This is a genomic window from Halomonas sp. BMC6, from assembly GCF_964204995.1.
Taxonomy (GTDB): Bacteria; Pseudomonadota; Gammaproteobacteria; order Pseudomonadales; family Halomonadaceae; genus Vreelandella.
This window is the reverse complement of sequence record NZ_CAXNSH010000001.1, coordinates 3,808,850-3,826,918: the sequence shown is the minus strand read 5'-3', so window position 1 is coordinate 3,826,918 and position 18,069 is coordinate 3,808,850. Positions and strand designations below refer to the sequence as shown.

Genomic DNA, 18,069 nt, shown 5'->3' with positions numbered 1-18,069 from the left:
TGGTGGTGGCTCGAGATTAGCGCTCGGTCGGTGTCAGGCGGTAAAGGCTGCCTTGGCTGCCGTCGGTTAGCAAGTAAATCGCCTCATCGGGCCCTTGGCGCACGTCGCGGATGCGGCCAATCTCGCCATCCAGAATCAGCTCTTCGTCGGCCACTTGGCCCTCGTCGAGGGTGAGGCGCAGCAGCTTTTGGCTGCCAAGGCCACCCGCCAGCAGGCTTCCTTGCCAGGGCTCAAAGGCATCGCTGGTCACTTCGGCAAGACCCGAAGGGGCAAAGCGCCCATCGAAGCGATAGACCGGGTCTTCCATGCCGGGTTTGGATTCCACACCAATGGGTTCGTTGGTGGCGTAATCGTTGCCCAGGCTCACCTCCGGCCAGCCGTAGTTGTTGCCAGGCACGATCTGGTTCAACTCATCGCCGGTGCGCGGGCCGTGCTCGGTGGCCCAGGGCTCGCCATTGCTTAGCACGGTCATGCCCTGAATATTGCGGTTGCCTAGGGTGTAAATCTCATCCAGCGTATCGTCGTCATCCACGAAGGGGTTGTCATCTGGCACGTCGCCGGTCTCGGTGAGCCGCAGCGTAGAGCCTGCGTGGTCATCGCGGGCTTGGGCGCGGGAAGGGTCGACGCCGCGGTCGCCAATGCTCATGAGTAGCGTGCCATCTTTGAGCCACGCCAAGCGGGAACCGTAGTGCCGGCCGGGAGAGGAGGCGCGATCCTGCTCGAACAAATGCTCGACCTCGCCCAAAGCGTCGTCTTGCCACTTGACGCGCGAGAGCGCCGAGCGGCTTTGACTGCCTTCTGGCTTGCTCCAGGTGAAGTAAATCCAATCGTGTTCGCCGTCGCCGAACTCAGGGTGCAGCGCCACATCGAGCAGGCCCCCCTGACCGTTTTGGCTGACTCGGGGCAGGCCACTCAACGCCTCGATGCGTCCCTCGGCGTCGACGAGGTTCAACCCCCCGCTGCGCTCGCTGACCAGATAGCGGCCATCGGGCAAGAACGCCACCGCCCAAGGGTTGTCGAGGCCGTCGGCCACGCGCTCGATGGTGAGGGCTAGATGCTCGGTGTCTAATGCTTGGTGAACGACGTCCGCATGAGCTGCGCTGGCGAGCAGAAGCCCCGTGACGCAAGGGGCCACCCAGCGAACGGCGCGATGGCAGAGCGAGCGGGGGTGTGGCGTTTGCGGTCGAACGGGCAGGGAGTGTCGCATTGGCATTGTATGTCCTCGAGTGGCGCAACGTCAGTAGTAGTCTAGCAGTGACTGCCAACGACGGGCAGGGGTTCCCGGCGCTACATCAGCAGCGCCAGCAAGGCCGGTAAATAGAACAGCGCCATCAAGGTCGAACAGAACACGAGGCTGGCCACATAGGCCGGTTCGCGCTGGGCACGTTGGGCGAATAAATAGTTGAAGACCGCCACCGGCATGCACATCTGTACCACCAGAATGTTCTGCGCCAGCGGTGGCAGACCTAGCCAGCCAGCGATAAGCCACGCAGCCGCCGCGGCCAGCGGAATACGGATGAGACTAAAGCCAACCCCAGAGCGCAGGCTTTTCACCTGAATGCTAGCCAGCGATACGCCGAGGGTGATGAGCATGAGCGGTACGGTGAAGCCCGACATGAGATCGACCGTGTTGGCCATCCATAGGGGCAGCGGGGTATCGGTCAGCAGCAGCGCCATGGAGATGGCGATGGCGTACACCGTCGGGGTTTTGAGCAGAGTTTTAACCGGGTTGCCCTGGCTACTGAGCACCGCCCCCAAGGTGAACTGAAACAACGAAACCGTCACCATCACCGTAATGCCGTAAGCAAAGCCCGCGCTGCCAAAGGCGTACAGCACCACCGGCAGCCCCATATTGCCCGTGTTGGGGTACATCATCGGCGCGATGAGCACTCGCCAATCTCGGCGCAGCACCTTGGCAACGGCAAAACTAGCGGCCCCCATGCCGACGATCACCAGGGCGGCAGCCAGCATGACTTGACCGAACGTGCTGGCATCGATCGTTGCCCCAGACAGCGACGCCAGCACCAGCGCGGGCGTACCAATATTGAAAACGAGGCGTGTCACAAAATCGACGGGGTAGGGTTGGCCGAGGCGAACCCATAGAAAGCCTAGCCCGGCACCGGCCAATACAGGGGCCATGACGGCGAAGAGTTCAGCGAGCATTAACGTTCCTTGACGATCATCGGCCGCCTATTGTGGGTAATTAGGCGGCTAACTGGCAAGGCGAATCGCTAGTGCGTGTGCACGGCGCCAGTGCGGGTTTGCCATGCGGTGGGCACCTGATCACGCAGAAAGTCCAGCAGCGCGTTGACCCGGCGGGAGTGGTGCCCGTAGGCATACAGCAGCGTCACGGGTAGGGGAGCAGGTTCCCAGCCGGGCAGGCAGTTGACCAGATCACCAGGGTGGTGGCGCTCGCGTTTCTCGACCACCCAGTGGGGCAGCAGGCCGATCCCTTGGCCATAGGCGATGGCATCGATGTGCAGTGCTGTAAGATCCACCCGGAGCCGCGAGCGGGGTGCGTTGAACAGGTAGTCGGCGTGTTCGGCGTGGTGCAGCAGTAGGCCGCTGGATGCAGTATCCAACAAGTCGATCCAGGCATGCGCATCCAGCTCTTGAGGGTGCTGCGGCGTTCCTGCGTGGGCTAAATAGTGCGGGTTGGCGTAGAGGCCGCGGGTGAGGTGGCCCAAACGCTCCTGATTCAGCCCGCACTCATGGGTGGCGCCTAGCCAAATGTGCACGCTGTTGCTGTGCATCTTAGTCGGCGGAGTCTCCCGGGTATGCAGGGTTAGCTCGACCTTGGGGTAGCGGGTCAAGAACGCATCCATGACGCCTGCCATCCAGCCTCGTGCCAGCGCGCCGTGTACTTCGAGCGTGACTTTACCGCTGATCTCCTCGCGCAGCTCCGCCAGCGCCTCTTGGCTGTGGGCGGCCATGGCCAGCAGCTCGGTGCAGTACTGATGAAACAGCAGGCCCGCTTCGGTGGGAATCAAACGGTTCGCCTGACGACGCAGCAGCGGTTGGTTTAGCCGGGCTTCTAGCTGGCTGATTCGGCGACTCAACGTCGATTTTGCCAGCCCGAGCTTCTGTGCGCTGCGTGTCAGACTGCCGGTGGTCATCACATCGGCAAAAGCGGCGAGTTCATCAAAATCGTACATAGTCGGGACCACTGGCGAAACGGAGTCACGCTATTGTGCCACTTAATTTGTTGAATGAAAATAATTGCTATTTGTGTTCCGATTAGTTGAACGTACCGTCCCGCCCCTTTGTGCAAAGAGTATGCAAAAATATAAATGCTAATAATTCGTATTTGTAAGCAAGTGCTCTTTATATCAAAGGAACCCGCTATGTCTTCTCGTTTGCGCCGTACGCTGCTGGCCAGCGCTATTTCATCTCTCGCCTGCGGGGCAGCCGTGGCTCAAGAAACGCCCCAGCTTAACGATATCGTGGTGACGGCCTCCGGCTTCGAGCAGCAGATCAGTAGCGCCCCCGCCTCGATCAGCGTGATCTCCCGTGAAGAGCTGGAGCGTGGTCACTACCAAAACGTCACCGATGCGCTGCGCGACGTACCGGGCGTGGTGGTCACGGGCGGCGGGCGTGGCGATGTCGGCAACGACATTTCCATTCGCGGTATGCCTTCCCAGTACACCCTGATCCTGGTGGATGGCCGCCCGATCAACTCACGCGAATCACGCCCCAACGGCGACGCGGGCTTCGAGCAGGACTGGCTGCCGCCGCTGCAGGCCATCGAGCGTATCGAGGTGGTGCGCGGGCCGATGTCGACCCTGTACGGCTCCGATGCCATCGGCGGGGTGATCAACGTGATTACCCGCAAGGTAGCGGATACCTGGCACGGCAACATCCAGCTCGATACGGTGCTGCAGGAGGACAGCGCCTCCGGCGACAGCCGCCAAGCGAACTTTTACCTCAGCGGGCCGTTGGTGGGCGAGCGCTTAGGGCTACAGCTCTATGGCCGCACCTCCGAGCGCGACGAAGACGACATCGAGTACGGCTACGAAGAAAAAAGCCTGCAAAGCCTGACCGCACGGCTAAGCCTGGCCGCTAGCGACAATCACGACTTTACCGCCGAAGCGGGCATTACCGAGCAAGACCGCCGCTCGCTGGTGGGGCGCTCCGGGCCGGTGGACGGCTGCCGTGGTGGCTGCACCGACAGCATCGGCGAGTACACCAACACCCACGTGGCGGTGACCCACAGCGGACGCTTCGATTGGGGCACCAGCGAAACCTTCGTGCAGCGCGAGCGCAGCGAAAACCAGTCTCGGGATATCGAGATTACCAACACCACCGCGAAAACCAGCGCCCTGATTCCCTTGGGTATGCACATGCTCACCGTCGGCGCGAGCTGGGAAGAGGAGTCGCTGGACGATAGCTCGACCAACCAAATCTCCGACCGGCAGACAATTGAAAACAGCCAGTGGGCGCTGTTCGTGGAAGACGAGTGGATGCTGACCGACGCCTGGGCACTGACCGGCGGGCTGCGCTTGGACGATGACGACAACTACGGCAGCCATCTGAGCCCGCGCCTTTACAGCGTTTGGAACATGACGCCGGAGTGGACGCTGAAAGGCGGTGTCTCCACCGGCTACCGCTCGCCCAACCTACGGGAAATCACCCCGGACTGGGGGCAAATCAGCCGTGGCGGTAATATTTACGGTAACCCGGATCTCGAGCCGGAAACCTCGCTCAACAAAGAGATCGCGCTGCTGTACGGCAACGACGCAGGCCTGAACGGCAGCCTCACGCTGTTCCACAACGACTTCGAAGACAAAATCACTCGCATCGCCTGCCCGACCGATATTTGCCGCGATGGAGCGAATGATTTCGGCAGTGACCCCACGTACCGGGTCAATATCGACGATGCAGTGACCCAAGGGGTCGAGGCCAGCCTAGGCGCACCGCTAACCGACACGCTAGCGCTAACCGCCAGCTACACCTTCACCGATTCCGAACAGAAAAGCGGCGAGTACGCTGGCGAGCCGCTGACCCAGCTGCCCCGCCACCAGGTGTCGGCCACGCTGGATTGGGACGTAAACGCACGGCTTAGCCAGTGGACTAAAGTGACCTACCGGGGTGAAGAGAGCCAGCCCACCACCGGGCCCTCGCAAAGCGCCATCGTCGCGCCGTCTTACACCTTCGTGGATGCCGGTATCGGCTATCAGCTCAACGATAGCACCACGGTGAACGCCGGTATCTACAACCTGTTTGATGAGCGCATCACCTACGACGAATACGGCTATGTGGATGACGGCCGCCGGGTATGGCTGGGCCTGAACGTCGCTTTCTAAACATATTGTTAGTAGGTAATAGACGCGGCCACCGATGGGTGGCCGCGTTTTTTATGCCCGTGAGCGGGCTGAGCGGCGCTCGGTGATCTTGAGCACGCTGATCATCAGCGCAGGCAGGAAGGTCACCGTGACCACCGCCGCACCCAGCAGGCCAAACAGCACAATCGCCCCCACGCCGCGATACAGCTCGGTGCCTTCGCCGGGTAAAAAGACCAGCGGCGACAGCCCGCACAGGGTGGTCAGCGTGGTGATGGCGATGGGGCGCAGGCGGGTTTGTACCGCCTGTGATACGGCCTCCTGAACGCTGAGCGTTTTGTCATGCAGCCGCCGTCTGGCCTGGTCGACTACCAGAATGGGGTTATTCACCACCGTACCCATCAAGATTAAAAAGCCCAGCATGGTAATCATATCGAAGGGCTGGCTGAGCGGTGCCACGCCGATTAACGGCAGCAGGCTACCCACGCCATTCATGGCGGCCAGCCCCATAATGCCGCCTACCACGCCTAGCGGTATCGAGGTTAAAATCAGCAGCGGATAGCCCCAATGGGAGAAGATCGCCACCAGCAGCAGGTAAACGATCACGATAGCGATCAGGAAGTTGCCGGTAAGCGCCTCACGGGTGGCGTTTAGCTGGTCGCTGGCGCCGGAAATTGAAACATCCACCGTCGAGGGCAACACGCCTTCCTGGCGCAGCCGCTCCAGCATCGCCTCGGCCTGCCTCTAATGCAATGCTGGCAGGGGGAATCACGTTCAGCGTTACCGTGCGGCTGCCGTCTACCCGGCGAATCACGCTGGTATCCATGGTTTCATCGATACGCGCCACTGCCGATAGCGGCAGCGTATAGCCATCGGGAGTGTGCAGCGGCAGGTTCGGCAACTGATCTAATGGCAACGACGCCTGCGGGCCATAGAGGTAAATATCGATCTTCTCATCGTCTAAAAAGAAGTCATCCACATACGCCCCTTCCCCCAGGGCAGAGACCGAAAACCCCACCGCCTCGGCGGAAATTCCCAGCTCCGCGACCCTGGCCCAGTCGGGGCGAATTTGAATCAAGGGCTGGTCGAGCGACAGCGACGAAGGCTGGCTTTGAATACGCGGATTGCCGAACTGCGCCTGGGCTTCCCGGTAGAGCGTATTGGCCGCGCCGTACACCGTGGCTAAGTCCGGGCCAGCCACATCCAGGTTGATGCTGCGCGTGCCGCCATCGTTGCTGGAAATAATCGAGCCTTTCGAGGCAAAGGCGCGCATGCCGGGGAAGCGCTCGTAGTAGTTCGTGAGTGCCTCCATCAATGCTTCGATATGCGAAGAGTCGACCGCTTCGGCAACAATGAAAAGCTGCGTGGGGGCCACACGCATGTTCATGTAAGCCAGCGGCGGCACCTCGGTATCGCCCGCTAAAAAGGCATCCGGCTCCGCCTGCACATGGGGTAGAAAGTACGCTTCGACCTGCTCGGCAATGCTGGCCATCTCCTGCAGGCTGTAGCCAGGGGGAGGGCTCATGCGTGCAAAGGTTTTGGGCTCCTCGCCTTCGGGCAAGTACTCGGCGGGCGGTGTCAGGGCCATGATCGTCCAGCCGCTGATCAGCAGCGTCAGCACTAGGATCACCCCACGGCGTAGCGGCGTCGCAATCAGCCGCTCAAGCAGCGCGCCCAGTCGAGAAGGGCGCTCGTCGCCGGGCGCTTGAACGCCATCGGGTTTAGCCGCGTGATGCATCGAAAAGCTGAATCGCGAGCAGAGCGAGGGCACCAGCGTGACGGCCACCAGCATGGAGGCAAATATCGCCGCCGACACCGCAATGGCCACGTCGGAGTAGAGCTGCCCGGCCTCCTCTTCGATGAAGAGAATCGGTAAAAACACCAGAATGGTGGTGGCGGTGGAGGCGAGTGTGGCGGGCCACACCTCCTGCACGCCGCGCAGTGCCGACTCAATACGGTCCAGCCCCTGGCGGCGGTAGCGCTCGATGTTCTCCAATACCACGATGCTGTTATCCACGCTCATGCCGATGGCAAAGGCAATGCCCGCCATAGAGATGACGTTGATGGTGCGGCCAGTCAGCATTAGCCCCAAAAAGGCGGCAATAGTGCAGAATGGAATGCCGATGACGCCGATAAACGTGGCGCGGGCCGAGCGCAAAAACAGGTACATCACCAGGGTTGCAAAGGCAGCCCCCAGCAGCAGGTTGCTCCACACGTTGCTCACGGAGGCTTCTACGTAGCGCACGTCATCGGCCGTCAGCACGATCTCCATGCCGGCAGGGCGCAGAATAGTCTCGTTGATCGCCGCCAGTTCATCCTGCACCGCGTATTTGATGTCGATGACATTGGCGCCGCTCTCACGGCGCAGGTCCATGCCAATCCCCGCCTGGCCGTTGTAGAACGACAGCTGGTTTAGCCGCGACTGCCCTTGGCGCACGTCTGCTACATCGGCCAGCCGCACGATGCTATCGCCCTCGCGGGCCACCACCAGCTCTGCCAGCGCCTCGGCGCTATCAAACCGGCCCAGCGTGCGCACCAGGTAACGCCGTTTTCCCGCGTCCAGCTCGCCGCCGGAGATATCCCGGTTGCGCTGGGTAATCGCTTCGCGCAGCTCCAGCAGCGAGATGCCGCGCTGGGCCAGGGCGGCGGGGTCGACCAAAATTTGCAGCTGGCGCTGAGCGCCGCCGTTTACGCCGACTTCCGAGACCCCTTCAATGCCTTCCAAGCGCGGGCGCACGCGGTCTTCGATGAAGTCGCTCATCAGCTGGATATCCAGCGCGTTGGGGTTGCCGGGCAGGGTGCCGACGTGAAAACGCAAAAACGCATCGGTGGAGAACGCGGCCGACACCACCCGAGGCTGGTCGACGTTATTGGGGTAGGAGGAGACCTGGCTTAAGGCGTTGTTCACCTGAATCAGCGCGGCGGTCATGTCCACGCTGAACGGAAACTCCAGCTCGATCTCGGCGCTGCCGCTTTCCGCTACCGCCGTCATGCGGGTGAGGTTGGGCACGTTGCGCAGGTACTGCTCCTGCTCCACCAGGATCTCTTTTTCGATATCCTGGGGCGTCGCGCCCGCCCAGCGCGTTTCCACGGTAATGGTGCGCGCTTCGATATCCGGAATCATCTGTACCGGAATACGCAGCGTCGCGGCGATGCCTAGCAGCAGGAAAATCAGCGCAATCACGGTCACCAGCGTTTGCTGGCGCAGCAGGGCAGCAAACATTATTCGCCACCCTCCGAGACGGCTTCAACGCTGACGCCTTCCACCAAGGATTCATTGCCGCGAACCACTACCTGCTCACTGCCGGAAAGCCCGCTGGTAATTTCCACGCGCTCAGCGAAGTTGATGCCCACCTCGACCCTTTGTTCGCGCACCTGGTGCGTGCCGCTGTCGTCAGGCGTGGCGACCCAAACCGTGACTCGGCCATCAGGGTAACGGCTAAGCGCATCCCGGGAGACGGTGATGCCATCGCGCCCGGTGGCGGCTTTCACCACGGCGTCGACCGCATTGCCAGGGTAGAGCGGCAGCGCCTCGGGCACCTCGGCACGCAGCAAAAACGTCCGCGCGCTAGAGGCGCTGACCGGCACTAAGGTCGCGATGCGGGCTTCAGCGCTCTGCTCGCCTGCCGTGAGGGTGAGTGTAGCGTTCTCGTCCAGGGCGGTATAAAACGCTTCGGGCACCTGAAAATCGGCGCGCAGGGCGTTGAGGTTGACCAAGCGGGCGACGCTGTCGCCTGGCGTTACCCACTCGCCCAGGTTGACGCTTCGCTCGCTGACCACACCGCTGAACGGTGCAGTCATCGTGTGGCGCTCCAACAGCGCGTTGAGCCGTGACTGTTCGGCGTTCAGGCGAGAAAGCGCTGCGTTGGCGACGCTCACCGCGCTGCGCCGGGCGCTCACTTCCGTAGCGGCAATGTTGCGCCCCGCCCCCACGGATTCCGCCTCCCGCAGCAGCCGCTGCGCTTCGCTAAGCGCGGCCTGGGCTTCCTCTTCTGCCGCTTGCGCCCCGGCTAGCTCAAAGCGCGCTAAATCATCATCCAGCGCCACCAGCGTGTCGCCTGCTTCGACTCGGTCGCCCGGGTTCACGTTAATCGCCGCGACCAGCCCGGCCACCGACGAGGAGAGCAGCGCATCCTCCAGGGAGTTCACCGTGCCGACCAGGTTAAGCTCTTGATAAATCGGCTCACGGTTGACGCTGGCCAGCTCAACCCGTGGGGCAGATTGGGCCAGCGCGGTGCCAGCAACGAGTGAAAAAGCCAGTAGCAGCACCAAGCGAGCTAAGGGAACTAAGGGAAGAGGGTGGGCAAGTAAAGGCACCGTCATAACAGGTTGTTTCCTAACTTAGGTGAAGGGCAGTCAAGGCGCAGACGAGCAAGTAACGTACTGAGCTCATACTACCCAAGCGAATGCGTTGAAATAGATTAAAACCATGAATCATGACCATAGAGGGAAGCTACTGCGGGACGATCCAACCAAAAGCGCGCCATAAAAAAAGCCCCGACGCGTAGCCGGGGCAGCAAGTGAGCATTGAAACAGTAAGCAGAAACTACATGGGCGTCTGTTTAGAACTCATAGCGAGCAGATAGCCACAAGCGGCGACCCTCTTCGCTGTTGGCGTAAACGTTGCCGAAGCTGGTGCCATCGCCGTAGGCGCGGTAGTCGACAAAGTCTTTGTCAAATAGGTTGTAGAGGGTGGCGCTGACGTTAAATTGGTCGGTAAACGCGTAACTGCCGCCTAGGTGAAACAGCGAGTAGGCTTTGAAATCCCCCAGGTCAGCGAAGGAGGGCGCGCCCCTAACACGTTCACGGTTGCGATAACGCTCGCTGCGGTACTCGGCAGAGAGCCAAGTATCTAGCTTCGGTGTCGCCTGCCAACGCAGCGTGGCGTTCAGTGCGTGTTCGGGCGTATCGGTCAGCGGTTCGCCACGATTATTGCCGCTTTTCTGCTCGCTATCGGTGTAGGTGTAATTAGCGGATAAGCGCCAATCGGGGGTGAATTGATAGCTGGTGGAGAGCTCGACCCCCTGAGTCACCGCTTCATCGATATTCACGTCCTGGCTATACACGCCATCCGGGATAAGCGGGTCGTTTTCAATCAGGATATCGTTGCCGCTGGCAATTTTATCGTCGAACTGGTTGTAGAACAGCGTCGCGCTGGCGGTAAAGCCTGTTTGACTATCGTAGTGCGCGCCGATTTCGCTGCTGGTGCTGGTTTCCGGCTCAAGGTCCGGGTTGCCGATCGTCAGGATCGTGCCCTGGCCGGTCACCCCGTTAATACCCGAGTGAAGGTCATTCAGGGTCGGGGTCTTGTAGCCACGGCTCACACCGCCTTTTAGCGTCCAGTTCGGCGTGGTGTTCCAGACTAAATAGCTACGGGGGCTGAACTGGCTGCCAAACGCATCGTGGTGGTCGTAGCGGCCGCCCAGCGTCAGCGCGAGATCATCACGCAGCATCCACTCGTCTTCCGCAAAGAGCGACCAGGTGGTTTGCTCGAAAGTCTCATTGGCCAAGCCATCATCCAACTCAGCATCCCACCACTGTAGGCCAACGGTGGTCATGTGGTTACCCAGCGGCATAATAAACTTGCTATCCAGTACCGTATTGGTGGTTTCCAGCTTACGCGGGGCACCGCCAATAATGCTGGGGAAGCCCTCATAGGCAACACCCTCTTCACCGGGAATCGTACGGCCAGTGGTTTCCGTGGTGTTACGCATTAGGCTCGATTCCAGCGTGCCTGTGGCAAAGCGTCCAGTATGGCCGATAGCCACCTGTTCCCGCTCAAAACGCAGCTCGTCGGCATAGCCGTTTGCCACGCCAGGGTTGGGCGCACAGCTGCGGGTACGGCCGTCCAACGTGCCGAGTTGGCACTCGTCGTTGTTGTAGCGCTGGCGGTTCACTTCCCCGTCCAGCCAAAGGTCGTGGCTGTCGTTAGGCGTCCAGGTTAGTTTGCCGCCCAGGTTGTACACATCGCCCTCTACCGGGCTAGGGCCACGCTGGCTCACCTCAACCGGGTTGCCGTTAGCGTCGGTGTAGACAAGCTCTGATGCGTCACGCTCATAAAAACGCCCGCGCAGTTGAACGCCCAGCGTGTCCTCTACCAGCGGGCCGCTGGTGTAGAGGTTAATTTCACGGCGGTCGCCAAAGTCACGATCTTCATTAAAGGTACTCTCGACGCCGACCGAGCCAACCCATTCGCGGTCTACTCGGCGGGTAATAATGTTGATCACGCCGCCCATGGCATCTGAACCGTATAGGGTGGACATCGGCCCGCGAATCACCTCAATACGCTCAATGCTGGAAACCGGCGGGAAGAAGCTAGTCGAGGTTTCGCCAAAACCGTTAGGCGTGACGCTTCCAGCCGCATTTTGGCGGCGGCCATCAATCAGGATTAGCGTGTAGTCGCTGGGCATACCGCGAATGCTGATATTGCTGCCACCGGTTTTGCCCACTTGTCCGCCAACATCGACTCCTTCTACATTACGCAGTGCATCAGCCACGCTGGTAATGCGTTCGCGCTGAAGCTCTTCTCTGGAAATAACCGAGATACTCGCCGGAGCATCCACCATTGCCTGCTCAAACCCACTGGCAGAGACAACAATGTTATCCAGTTGCGCTGATTCTTGCGCATTAGCCACCGAGGCAGTAACGCTAAGCGCGATGGCACTGGCTAGGGCGGTGCGAGTAAAGCGTGGCATGGCGATCCCCTGATATGAGTCTTGTTTGCTAATGAAACTGATTATCAAATGAGTTGCGGATTCTAAGAAGAAAAGTTCCCACTTGCGAGATGGTTTGATCGAACATGGTGTTGCTATTAATGGAACAGTGCCGGGTGGGGAGCGCCTGCCTGCAGAAGGTTGTTAGACCGCTAGCTAATATGGGCAGCCTGACGTTGCAGTAACTGCAACACGTCATTCGGTGTAATAGGAGTGCAAGTGATTTTGAGAATCGTTACTATTGGGTTAACGGTTAATCAGGAGAGGCTCACATGCGACACACGTTACTGCAGCGAGGTTTACTGGGAATGTTGATGGGCGGCTTGCTGGTGGGCACCGCCCAAGCGCGCACGCTGGAGACGGCCTACGGCGACGTGGAGGTTGCTGATAACCCGGTGCGTGTCGTCACGCTGTATGAAGGCGCGCTGGATGCCGCGCTGGCGGCGGGCGTGACGCCGATAGGGGCCGTCACCACCCGTGGCGGCGATAACGTAGCGCAATACGTTACTGACTACCTGAATGCCCATGAGCTTGCGCACCCCGAGATCGTGGGCGTCGTGCGGGAAATCAATATCGAAGCCGTGTTGGCCCAGCAGCCGGATCTGATTCTAGCCGCAGCACAGCTGCCGGAGGAGCAGTACCAGCTTTTGTCACAAATCGCCCCTACCGTAGTGCCCCACACGCAACCACTGGCGGCCGACAACTGGGAAGCTGAAGCGCGCCTGTTCGGCCAGGCTTTGAACCAGAAAGAGGCCATTGACGAAGCGATCAGCGCCGTCGATCAGCGGGTCGACGCTATGTCAGACGCAGTAGCTGAAGCCGAGGTGGGCAGCAACGCCTATCTGGTGCGCTGGATGCCCGGCGGCCCCATGGTGATGTCGGAAAACCTGATTGCCACCGGCCTGTTAGAGCGCGTAGGCCTGGATGTGCAAGGCGGCGAGCTGATCGGTGAACGGGGCGTGCATAGCGACGTATTAAGCCTTGAAAATCTCTCTCAGGTAGACGGCGACTGGCTGTTTTTAGCCACGCTAAATGATGACGGCCAAGCCGCGTTAGATAGCGCCAAACAGAGCCCCGCCTTCAACCGCTTGAACGTGGTACAGAACGAACGAGTGGTGCCGGTCAACGGCCAGCTCTGGAGCAGTGCCAACGGCCCGCTGGCGGCCCAGGCGATTCTGGATGACATCGAGAACGCCCTGTTGCCGTGATGCTACTTACCAAGGCAGGGAGTAGCGCCAGGTGGCGCTGTTCATCCCGACACTGGATGCTGATTCTGCTCACCGCCCTTGTGGCGGTGAGCGTCGTTAGTTTGTTGATAGGCGCAGGCAGCGTTGGCCCCCGCCAAGTGCTGGGGCTGCTAAGCGGTAGTGATCACGCGGAAGCGCGCTTTATCGTCTGGGAGATGCGCGCCCCTCGCACGCTAATTGGTATTGCCGTTGGCGTTGCGCTGGGCGTAGCGGGGGCGCTGTTGCAAGCGGTTTCACGCAACCCGCTGGCCGAGCCGGGCTTGTTGGGCGTGAGCGCAGGCGCTGCGTTTGCTGTTTCCCTGGCACTGGTGTTAGGGGCCAGCGCGGCCACTTTACGCATTCCCGTGGCCCAGTTAGGCGCGCTGATCGGCTGCGTGTGCGTACTCAGCGTGGCGCGGCTGCGCGGTGTGGGGAGCGACCCGGTGCGCTTGGTGTTAGCGGGTGCCGCGTTTTCCGGGCTGCTTGGCTCGCTCAGCGCACTGATGCTGCTCTACGACCAGCGCGCCGCCGATGAGATTCGCTTTTGGGTGGTGGGCAGCTTGGCCGGTAGGCGGCTAGACGATTTATGGGCCGTGCTGCCCAGCCTGCTGGTAGCAGGAGTAGGCGTTGTATTGATTGCCCGGCCGCTGGCCGCGCTGGCGCTGGGGGAGCGGGCAGCCAGCGGTTTAGGGCACCGTCCTGGGCTGATTCGCTGGCTGGCCGTGGGCTGTGTGGCGCTATTGGTCGGTGCAGCCACCGCCATTGCCGGGCCGATTGCGTTTGTGGGGCTGGTAGTGCCTTTTGTGGCGCGGGCCATCGCCGGGCCGGATATTCGCCGCACGCTCTGGTTCTGCCTGCCTGTCGGCCCGCTGATCGTACTCACCGCCGATATTATCTCCCGTGTCGTCGTTGCTCCCTCCGAGCTGCCCTTGGGCGTACTCACCGCGCTATGCGGTGCGCCGGTGCTGATTGCGGTGGTGCGGGCCAAGCGCCTGCCGATGCTCTAACGCACTCTCTTTGGTTATCTGATGCTATGAAAATGACGGCAAAACAGTCGATGAGCGGTGTGGTACTGCCCCGCACATCCACCGCTTATCAAGAAGAGGTGAGTGCCCAAGCGGTCGCGGCTCCGCAGGGCTACTGGCGCGCCGCGCTGCCTCGTTATGGGGTGAGCGTGCTGCTGGAAAAACGTGCCGTGGCAGTAAATATAGGGCTTAGCGCCGCGCTGCTGGCCGCCTGCGTGCTCTATTTAAGCCTGGGCAGCGTGACGCTTTCCCCCAATGCGGTGGTGGCTTCCTTGGTGGGGCAGGGCGATAGCATGACCGCGTTTATGGTGCAGCAGCTGCGCCTGCCGCGCCTGATCGCCGCCTGTTTCACTGGAGCTGCGTTTGCGCTGGCCGGGGTATTAATGCAAACCCTGGCCCGTAACCGCTTGGCGACCCCTGGCATCATCGGCATCGATAACGGTGCCACCGCCTTTGCGGTGGCCTCGATTGTTGGGTTAGGAGTAGGGATTGCCCCGCCCGCCATGGCGCTGACGGGGGCGACCACCGCCGCCGTGCTCACTTTTGGCTTGGCCGCAGGCAGCGGCACCCAGGGCTACCGCTTTATCGTGGCGGGCATCGGCGTGGGCGCGGTATTTGGTGCGGTCACGCAGCTGATGCTGGCGCGGGTAGCGATCGATACCGCCAACGCCGCCTACCCCTGGACCGTCGGTTCCCTCAATGCCCGCCCGGCAAGCGCGGTAAAGCTATTGGGTATTGGCTTGGCGCTTGGGCTGGTGGCCGCGCTGGCGCTGGCCCGCTCGCTCACGCTGCTGCGCTTTAAGGATGCCATCGCCAGTGGCTTGGGCACCGCTGTGAAAGCGCGGCGGCTGCAGGTGCTGTTACTGTCAGTGGTGATCACTGCGCTAGCGGTTGCCGTGGCGGGGCCGGTGGGCTTGGTGGCGCTGATTGGCCCTGAAATCGCCCGTTCGCTCTCCAGTGCCCGCCATGTGCCCATTTTAGCCGCCACGCTGGCGGGGGCGCTGGTGATGGTGCTGGCCGATTTAGCGGGCCGCACGCTGTTTGCTCCCATTGAGATCCCCGTGGGGATTGTTACCGCCGTAGTGGGTGGCCCCTGGCTACTCTGGATACTAATGCGCCCGCAACGGAGCCGCCCATGACTTCATTACCCACGCTTTCCACCGATGCGCTCAGCATGAGCTACGGCCAGCGCCAAGTGATTCACGAACTCGGCGTTAGCTTGCCCAGCGGGCAGGTAACCGCCATTGTTGGCCCCAACGGCTGTGGTAAATCCACGCTGCTCTCTGGGCTTGCCCGCCTGCATAAACCCGACTGCGGTGCCGTGCTGCTCAACGGCCACGACATCGCCCAGATGCCCGCCCGCAAATTGGCTACTAAGCTAGCGCTACTGCCCCAAGAGGCGGTCGCTCCGGAAGGGCTGACCGTCACCGAACTGATTCGCTTTGGCCGTCAGCCCCACCAAGGCTGGCTGCGCCAGTGGTCGGCGGAAGATCAACAGGTGGTGCACCATGCGCTTGCCGCTGCCGGGTTGGAAGCGCTTGCCGACCGGCCGTTGGAAGCGCTTTCCGGCGGCCAACGCCAGCGCGCCTGGATCGCCATGACCATCGCACAGCAAACGCCGCTTTTACTACTCGACGAGCCCACCTCCGCGTTAGACTTAGGCCACCAAATCGAAGTATTCGAGCTGGTGCGCGACCTGGCCTGCCAAGGCCGCACCGTGGTGATGGTGCTGCACGACCTCGCCAGCGCCTGCCGCTACGCCGACCACCTGATTGCCATGCGCGACGGGCAGATTGTTGCCCAGGGCGCGCCCGCTGAGGTGGTGACGCCTGCGCTGGTGCGGGAGCTGTATCAGGTAGACTGCACGCTGCTGCTCGACCCCGATACCGGCAGCCCTTTGCTTGCCAACGTACGGCGGGCGAGCCAACCCGCGTAACGTGTCGACGGGTAACCACCCTAGATAACAACGTAAAAGGAATTGATGTGGCTTCTTCCCCGACCCCCGCTGACAAAGCGTCCGTCAATCAAAGCTTTCACGCCTTAATGCGCCTGCTGCGCTACGCCAAAGGCTATCGACGGCAGATTATCACCGCCACGATGTGCTCGATCATCAACAAGCTGTTCGATATCGCCCCGGAAATTCTGATTGGCGTGGCGATCGATGTGGTGGTGAACCAGGAAAACAGCTTTGTGGCGCGGCTGGGGTTTGAATCGCCTCAAGAGCAGATCACCATTTTGGCGGTGCTCACCTTCTTTATTTGGGCGGGGGAGTCGCTGTTTGAGTACCTGTTCCAGATTCTCTGGCGCAACCTAGCCCAGCGGCTGCAAGCGGATATGCGCCAAGACACTTACGAGCACGCCCAGCGCCTCGACATGGCGTTTTTTGAATCGAAAAGCTCCGGTCAGCTAGTGGCCACCATGAACGATGACGTCAACCAGCTAGAGCGCTTTCTGGATGGCGGTGCCAACGCGCTGATTCAAGTAGTGGTCACGGTGGTGGCCGTAGGCGCGGTGTTCTTCGTGCTTTCTCCGCTCATCGCGCTGCTAGCGTTTACGCCGATTCCGCTGATCGTTTGGGGCGCGTTCTTCTTCCAGCGCAAAGCCGGGCCGCTGTACAGCGACGTGCGCGAAAAAGTAGGCGACCTTGCCAGCCGTCTCTCCAACAATCTCAGCGGTATCGCTACGATTAAAAGCTTCACCAGTGAAGCGCGGGAAGCCGAGCGGCTGCGGGATGCCAGTGAAGCCTATGTGGAAGCCAACCGTCGCGCGATTAAAGTCAGTTCTGCGTTTATTCCGGTTATCCGCATGGCGATTTTGGCGGGCTTTCTCGCCACCTTTACTGTTGGTGGCATGATGGCGCTGAACGGCAGCCTCAACGTGGGCGCTTACGGCGTGCTGGTGTTTCTGACCCAACGCCTGCTGTGGCCGCTCACCGGCCTTGCCCAGGTGATTGACCTGTTCGAGCGCGCCATGGCCAGCACCAAACGGATTCTGGATTTGCTCGAAGTGCCGATTACCGTAAAGGACGACAGCACCACGCCCTTGGCTGCCCCGGTAAAAGGCGACGTGCGTTTCGAAGCGGTGAGTTTCCAATATGAGGCTAGCCAAGTAGGCGTGAACGGCGTTGATCTACACGTTCCCGCTGGCAATACGCTGGCGCTAGTGGGGGCCACCGGCTCGGGTAAATCGACGTTGATCAAACTGCTGCTGCGCTTCTACGACCCCGCCAGCGGCCGTGTGTTGGTAGATGGCCAGCCGATCACCGACGTAAGTATGCACTCACTTCGTCAAGCGATTGGCCTGGTCAGCCAGGACGTGTATCTGTTTGAAGGCAGCATTCGCGACAACATCGCCTACGGCCAGCCGGATGCCAACGATGCCGCGATTATCGACGCCGCTAAAACCGCCGAAGCCTGGAGCTTTATCGAAACGCTGCCCCAAGGGCTGGATACACCGGTGGGCGAGCGGGGTGTGCGACTTTCTGGCGGCCAACGCCAGCGGCTTTCTCTGGCGCGGGCGCTGTTAAAAGACCCACCGATTCTGGTGCTGGATGAAGCCACCAGCGCGGTGGATAACGAAACCGAAGCGGCCATTCAGCGCTCGCTAAAACGCATCGCCCACGGCCGCACGGTGATTATGATTGCCCACCGGCTTTCCACCATTGTGCACGCCGATGAGATTGTGGTGATCGAAAAAGGCCAAGTGGCCGAGCGCGGCACCCATGCCAGCCTGCTAGACGCTGACGGCCACTACGCTGCCCAGTGGCGGGTACAAACCGGGGCCGCCCAAGCAGGCGATGTTGAAGCGCTTAGCCACTAAATACCCA

The 18,069-nt window shown here is 61.0% G+C and carries 13 protein-coding genes; 6 read left to right on the top strand and 7 right to left on the bottom strand.

Annotated elements, in window-relative coordinates; all coding sequences use genetic code 11:
* Positions 1-16 precede the first annotated feature (16 nt).
* From AB6K10_RS18395 to AB6K10_RS18385, 3 genes are all read right to left on the bottom strand, one after another.
* On the bottom strand, positions 17-1,213 hold the full coding sequence (locus AB6K10_RS18395) for a PQQ-dependent sugar dehydrogenase (RefSeq protein WP_254436391.1): 1,197 nt from the start codon (positions 1,211-1,213) through the stop codon (positions 17-19).
* 74 nt (positions 1,214-1,287) lie between these two features.
* Positions 1,288-2,163, bottom strand: a complete 876-nt coding sequence (locus AB6K10_RS18390; RefSeq protein WP_253017779.1) for an AEC family transporter — start codon at positions 2,161-2,163, stop codon at positions 1,288-1,290.
* A 68-nt stretch (positions 2,164-2,231) separates the two neighbouring features.
* Positions 2,232-3,155 (bottom strand): LysR family transcriptional regulator, encoded by a 924-nt coding sequence (locus AB6K10_RS18385; protein WP_159342963.1) that lies wholly within the window; start codon positions 3,153-3,155, stop codon positions 2,232-2,234.
* A 189-nt stretch (positions 3,156-3,344) separates the two neighbouring features.
* Here AB6K10_RS18385 and AB6K10_RS18380 point away from each other — a divergent pair, with 189 nt between their 5' ends.
* A complete protein-coding gene (locus AB6K10_RS18380) occupies positions 3,345-5,303 on the top strand; it encodes a ligand-gated channel protein (protein ID WP_339119535.1) in 1,959 nt (652 codons plus the stop codon).
* A 51-nt stretch (positions 5,304-5,354) separates the two neighbouring features.
* Here the strand turns inward: AB6K10_RS18380 and AB6K10_RS18375 are convergent, their stop codons facing one another.
* The 4 genes from AB6K10_RS18375 to AB6K10_RS18360 form a co-directional block, all read right to left on the bottom strand.
* On the bottom strand, positions 5,355-5,978 hold the full coding sequence (locus tag AB6K10_RS18375; protein WP_339119534.1) for an efflux RND transporter permease subunit: 624 nt from the start codon (positions 5,976-5,978) through the stop codon (positions 5,355-5,357).
* Positions 5,917-8,502, bottom strand: coding sequence for an efflux RND transporter permease subunit (locus AB6K10_RS18370; protein WP_339119533.1), 2,586 nt, complete (start codon positions 8,500-8,502; stop codon positions 5,917-5,919). The genes AB6K10_RS18375 and AB6K10_RS18370 overlap by 62 nt, the downstream gene beginning before the upstream one ends.
* Positions 8,502-9,602, bottom strand: a complete 1,101-nt coding sequence (locus AB6K10_RS18365) for an efflux RND transporter periplasmic adaptor subunit (protein WP_339119532.1) — start codon at positions 9,600-9,602, stop codon at positions 8,502-8,504. Before AB6K10_RS18365 ends, AB6K10_RS18370 begins: the two co-directional genes overlap by 1 nt.
* 239 nt (positions 9,603-9,841) lie before the next feature.
* Positions 9,842-11,974: a TonB-dependent receptor gene (locus AB6K10_RS18360; RefSeq protein WP_058577522.1), complete on the bottom strand. Its 2,133-nt coding sequence runs from the start codon at positions 11,972-11,974 to the stop codon at positions 9,842-9,844.
* A gap of 290 nt (positions 11,975-12,264) precedes the next feature.
* Between AB6K10_RS18360 and AB6K10_RS18355 the strand changes: the two genes are divergently transcribed.
* From AB6K10_RS18355 to AB6K10_RS18335, 5 genes are all read left to right on the top strand, one after another.
* Positions 12,265-13,200 carry an ABC transporter substrate-binding protein gene (locus AB6K10_RS18355; protein ID WP_339119531.1) on the top strand — a complete coding sequence of 312 codons (936 nt, stop codon included), beginning with the start codon at positions 12,265-12,267 and terminating at the stop codon, positions 13,198-13,200.
* Positions 13,201-13,256: 56 nt separating this feature from the next.
* Positions 13,257-14,225 (top strand): iron ABC transporter permease, encoded by a 969-nt coding sequence (locus tag AB6K10_RS18350; RefSeq protein WP_339119530.1) that lies wholly within the window; start codon positions 13,257-13,259, stop codon positions 14,223-14,225.
* Positions 14,226-14,251: 26 nt separating this feature from the next.
* The gene (locus tag AB6K10_RS18345; protein WP_339119529.1) at positions 14,252-15,382 is read left to right on the top strand and encodes an iron ABC transporter permease; all 1,131 of its coding nucleotides are present in this window, start codon (positions 14,252-14,254) and stop codon (positions 15,380-15,382) included.
* On the top strand, positions 15,379-16,179 hold the full coding sequence (locus tag AB6K10_RS18340; protein WP_339119528.1) for an ABC transporter ATP-binding protein: 801 nt from the start codon (positions 15,379-15,381) through the stop codon (positions 16,177-16,179). The genes AB6K10_RS18345 and AB6K10_RS18340 overlap by 4 nt, the downstream gene beginning before the upstream one ends.
* 107 nt (positions 16,180-16,286) lie before the next feature.
* A complete protein-coding gene (locus AB6K10_RS18335; protein ID WP_273682439.1) occupies positions 16,287-18,062 on the top strand; it encodes an ABC transporter ATP-binding protein in 1,776 nt (591 codons plus the stop codon).
* The last annotated feature ends 7 nt before the right edge of the window (positions 18,063-18,069 follow it).

Bases quoted from the DNA above. Each gene is read 5' to 3' on its own strand.
- AB6K10_RS18385 (WP_159342963.1), bottom strand. From the start codon at position 3,155: ATGTACGATTTTGATGAACTCGCCGCTTTTGCCGATGTGATGACCACC.
- AB6K10_RS18350 (WP_339119530.1), top strand. From the start codon at position 13,257: ATGCTGATTCTGCTCACCGCCCTTGTGGCGGTGAGCGTCGTTAGTTTG.
- AB6K10_RS18395 (WP_254436391.1), bottom strand. From the start codon at position 1,213: ATGCCAATGCGACACTCCCTGCCCGTTCGACCGCAAACGCCACACCCC.
- AB6K10_RS18340 (WP_339119528.1), top strand. From the start codon at position 15,379: ATGACTTCATTACCCACGCTTTCCACCGATGCGCTCAGCATGAGCTAC.
- AB6K10_RS18370 (WP_339119533.1), bottom strand. From the start codon at position 8,502: ATGTTTGCTGCCCTGCTGCGCCAGCAAACGCTGGTGACCGTGATTGCG.
- AB6K10_RS18390 (WP_253017779.1), bottom strand. From the start codon at position 2,163: ATGCTCGCTGAACTCTTCGCCGTCATGGCCCCTGTATTGGCCGGTGCC.
- AB6K10_RS18335 (WP_273682439.1), top strand. From the start codon at position 16,287: ATGCGCCTGCTGCGCTACGCCAAAGGCTATCGACGGCAGATTATCACC.
- AB6K10_RS18345 (WP_339119529.1), top strand. From the start codon at position 14,252: ATGAAAATGACGGCAAAACAGTCGATGAGCGGTGTGGTACTGCCCCGC.
- AB6K10_RS18380 (WP_339119535.1), top strand. From the start codon at position 3,345: ATGTCTTCTCGTTTGCGCCGTACGCTGCTGGCCAGCGCTATTTCATCT.
- AB6K10_RS18360 (WP_058577522.1), bottom strand. From the start codon at position 11,974: ATGCCACGCTTTACTCGCACCGCCCTAGCCAGTGCCATCGCGCTTAGC.
- AB6K10_RS18365 (WP_339119532.1), bottom strand. From the start codon at position 9,602: ATGACGGTGCCTTTACTTGCCCACCCTCTTCCCTTAGTTCCCTTAGCT.
- AB6K10_RS18355 (WP_339119531.1), top strand. From the start codon at position 12,265: ATGCGACACACGTTACTGCAGCGAGGTTTACTGGGAATGTTGATGGGC.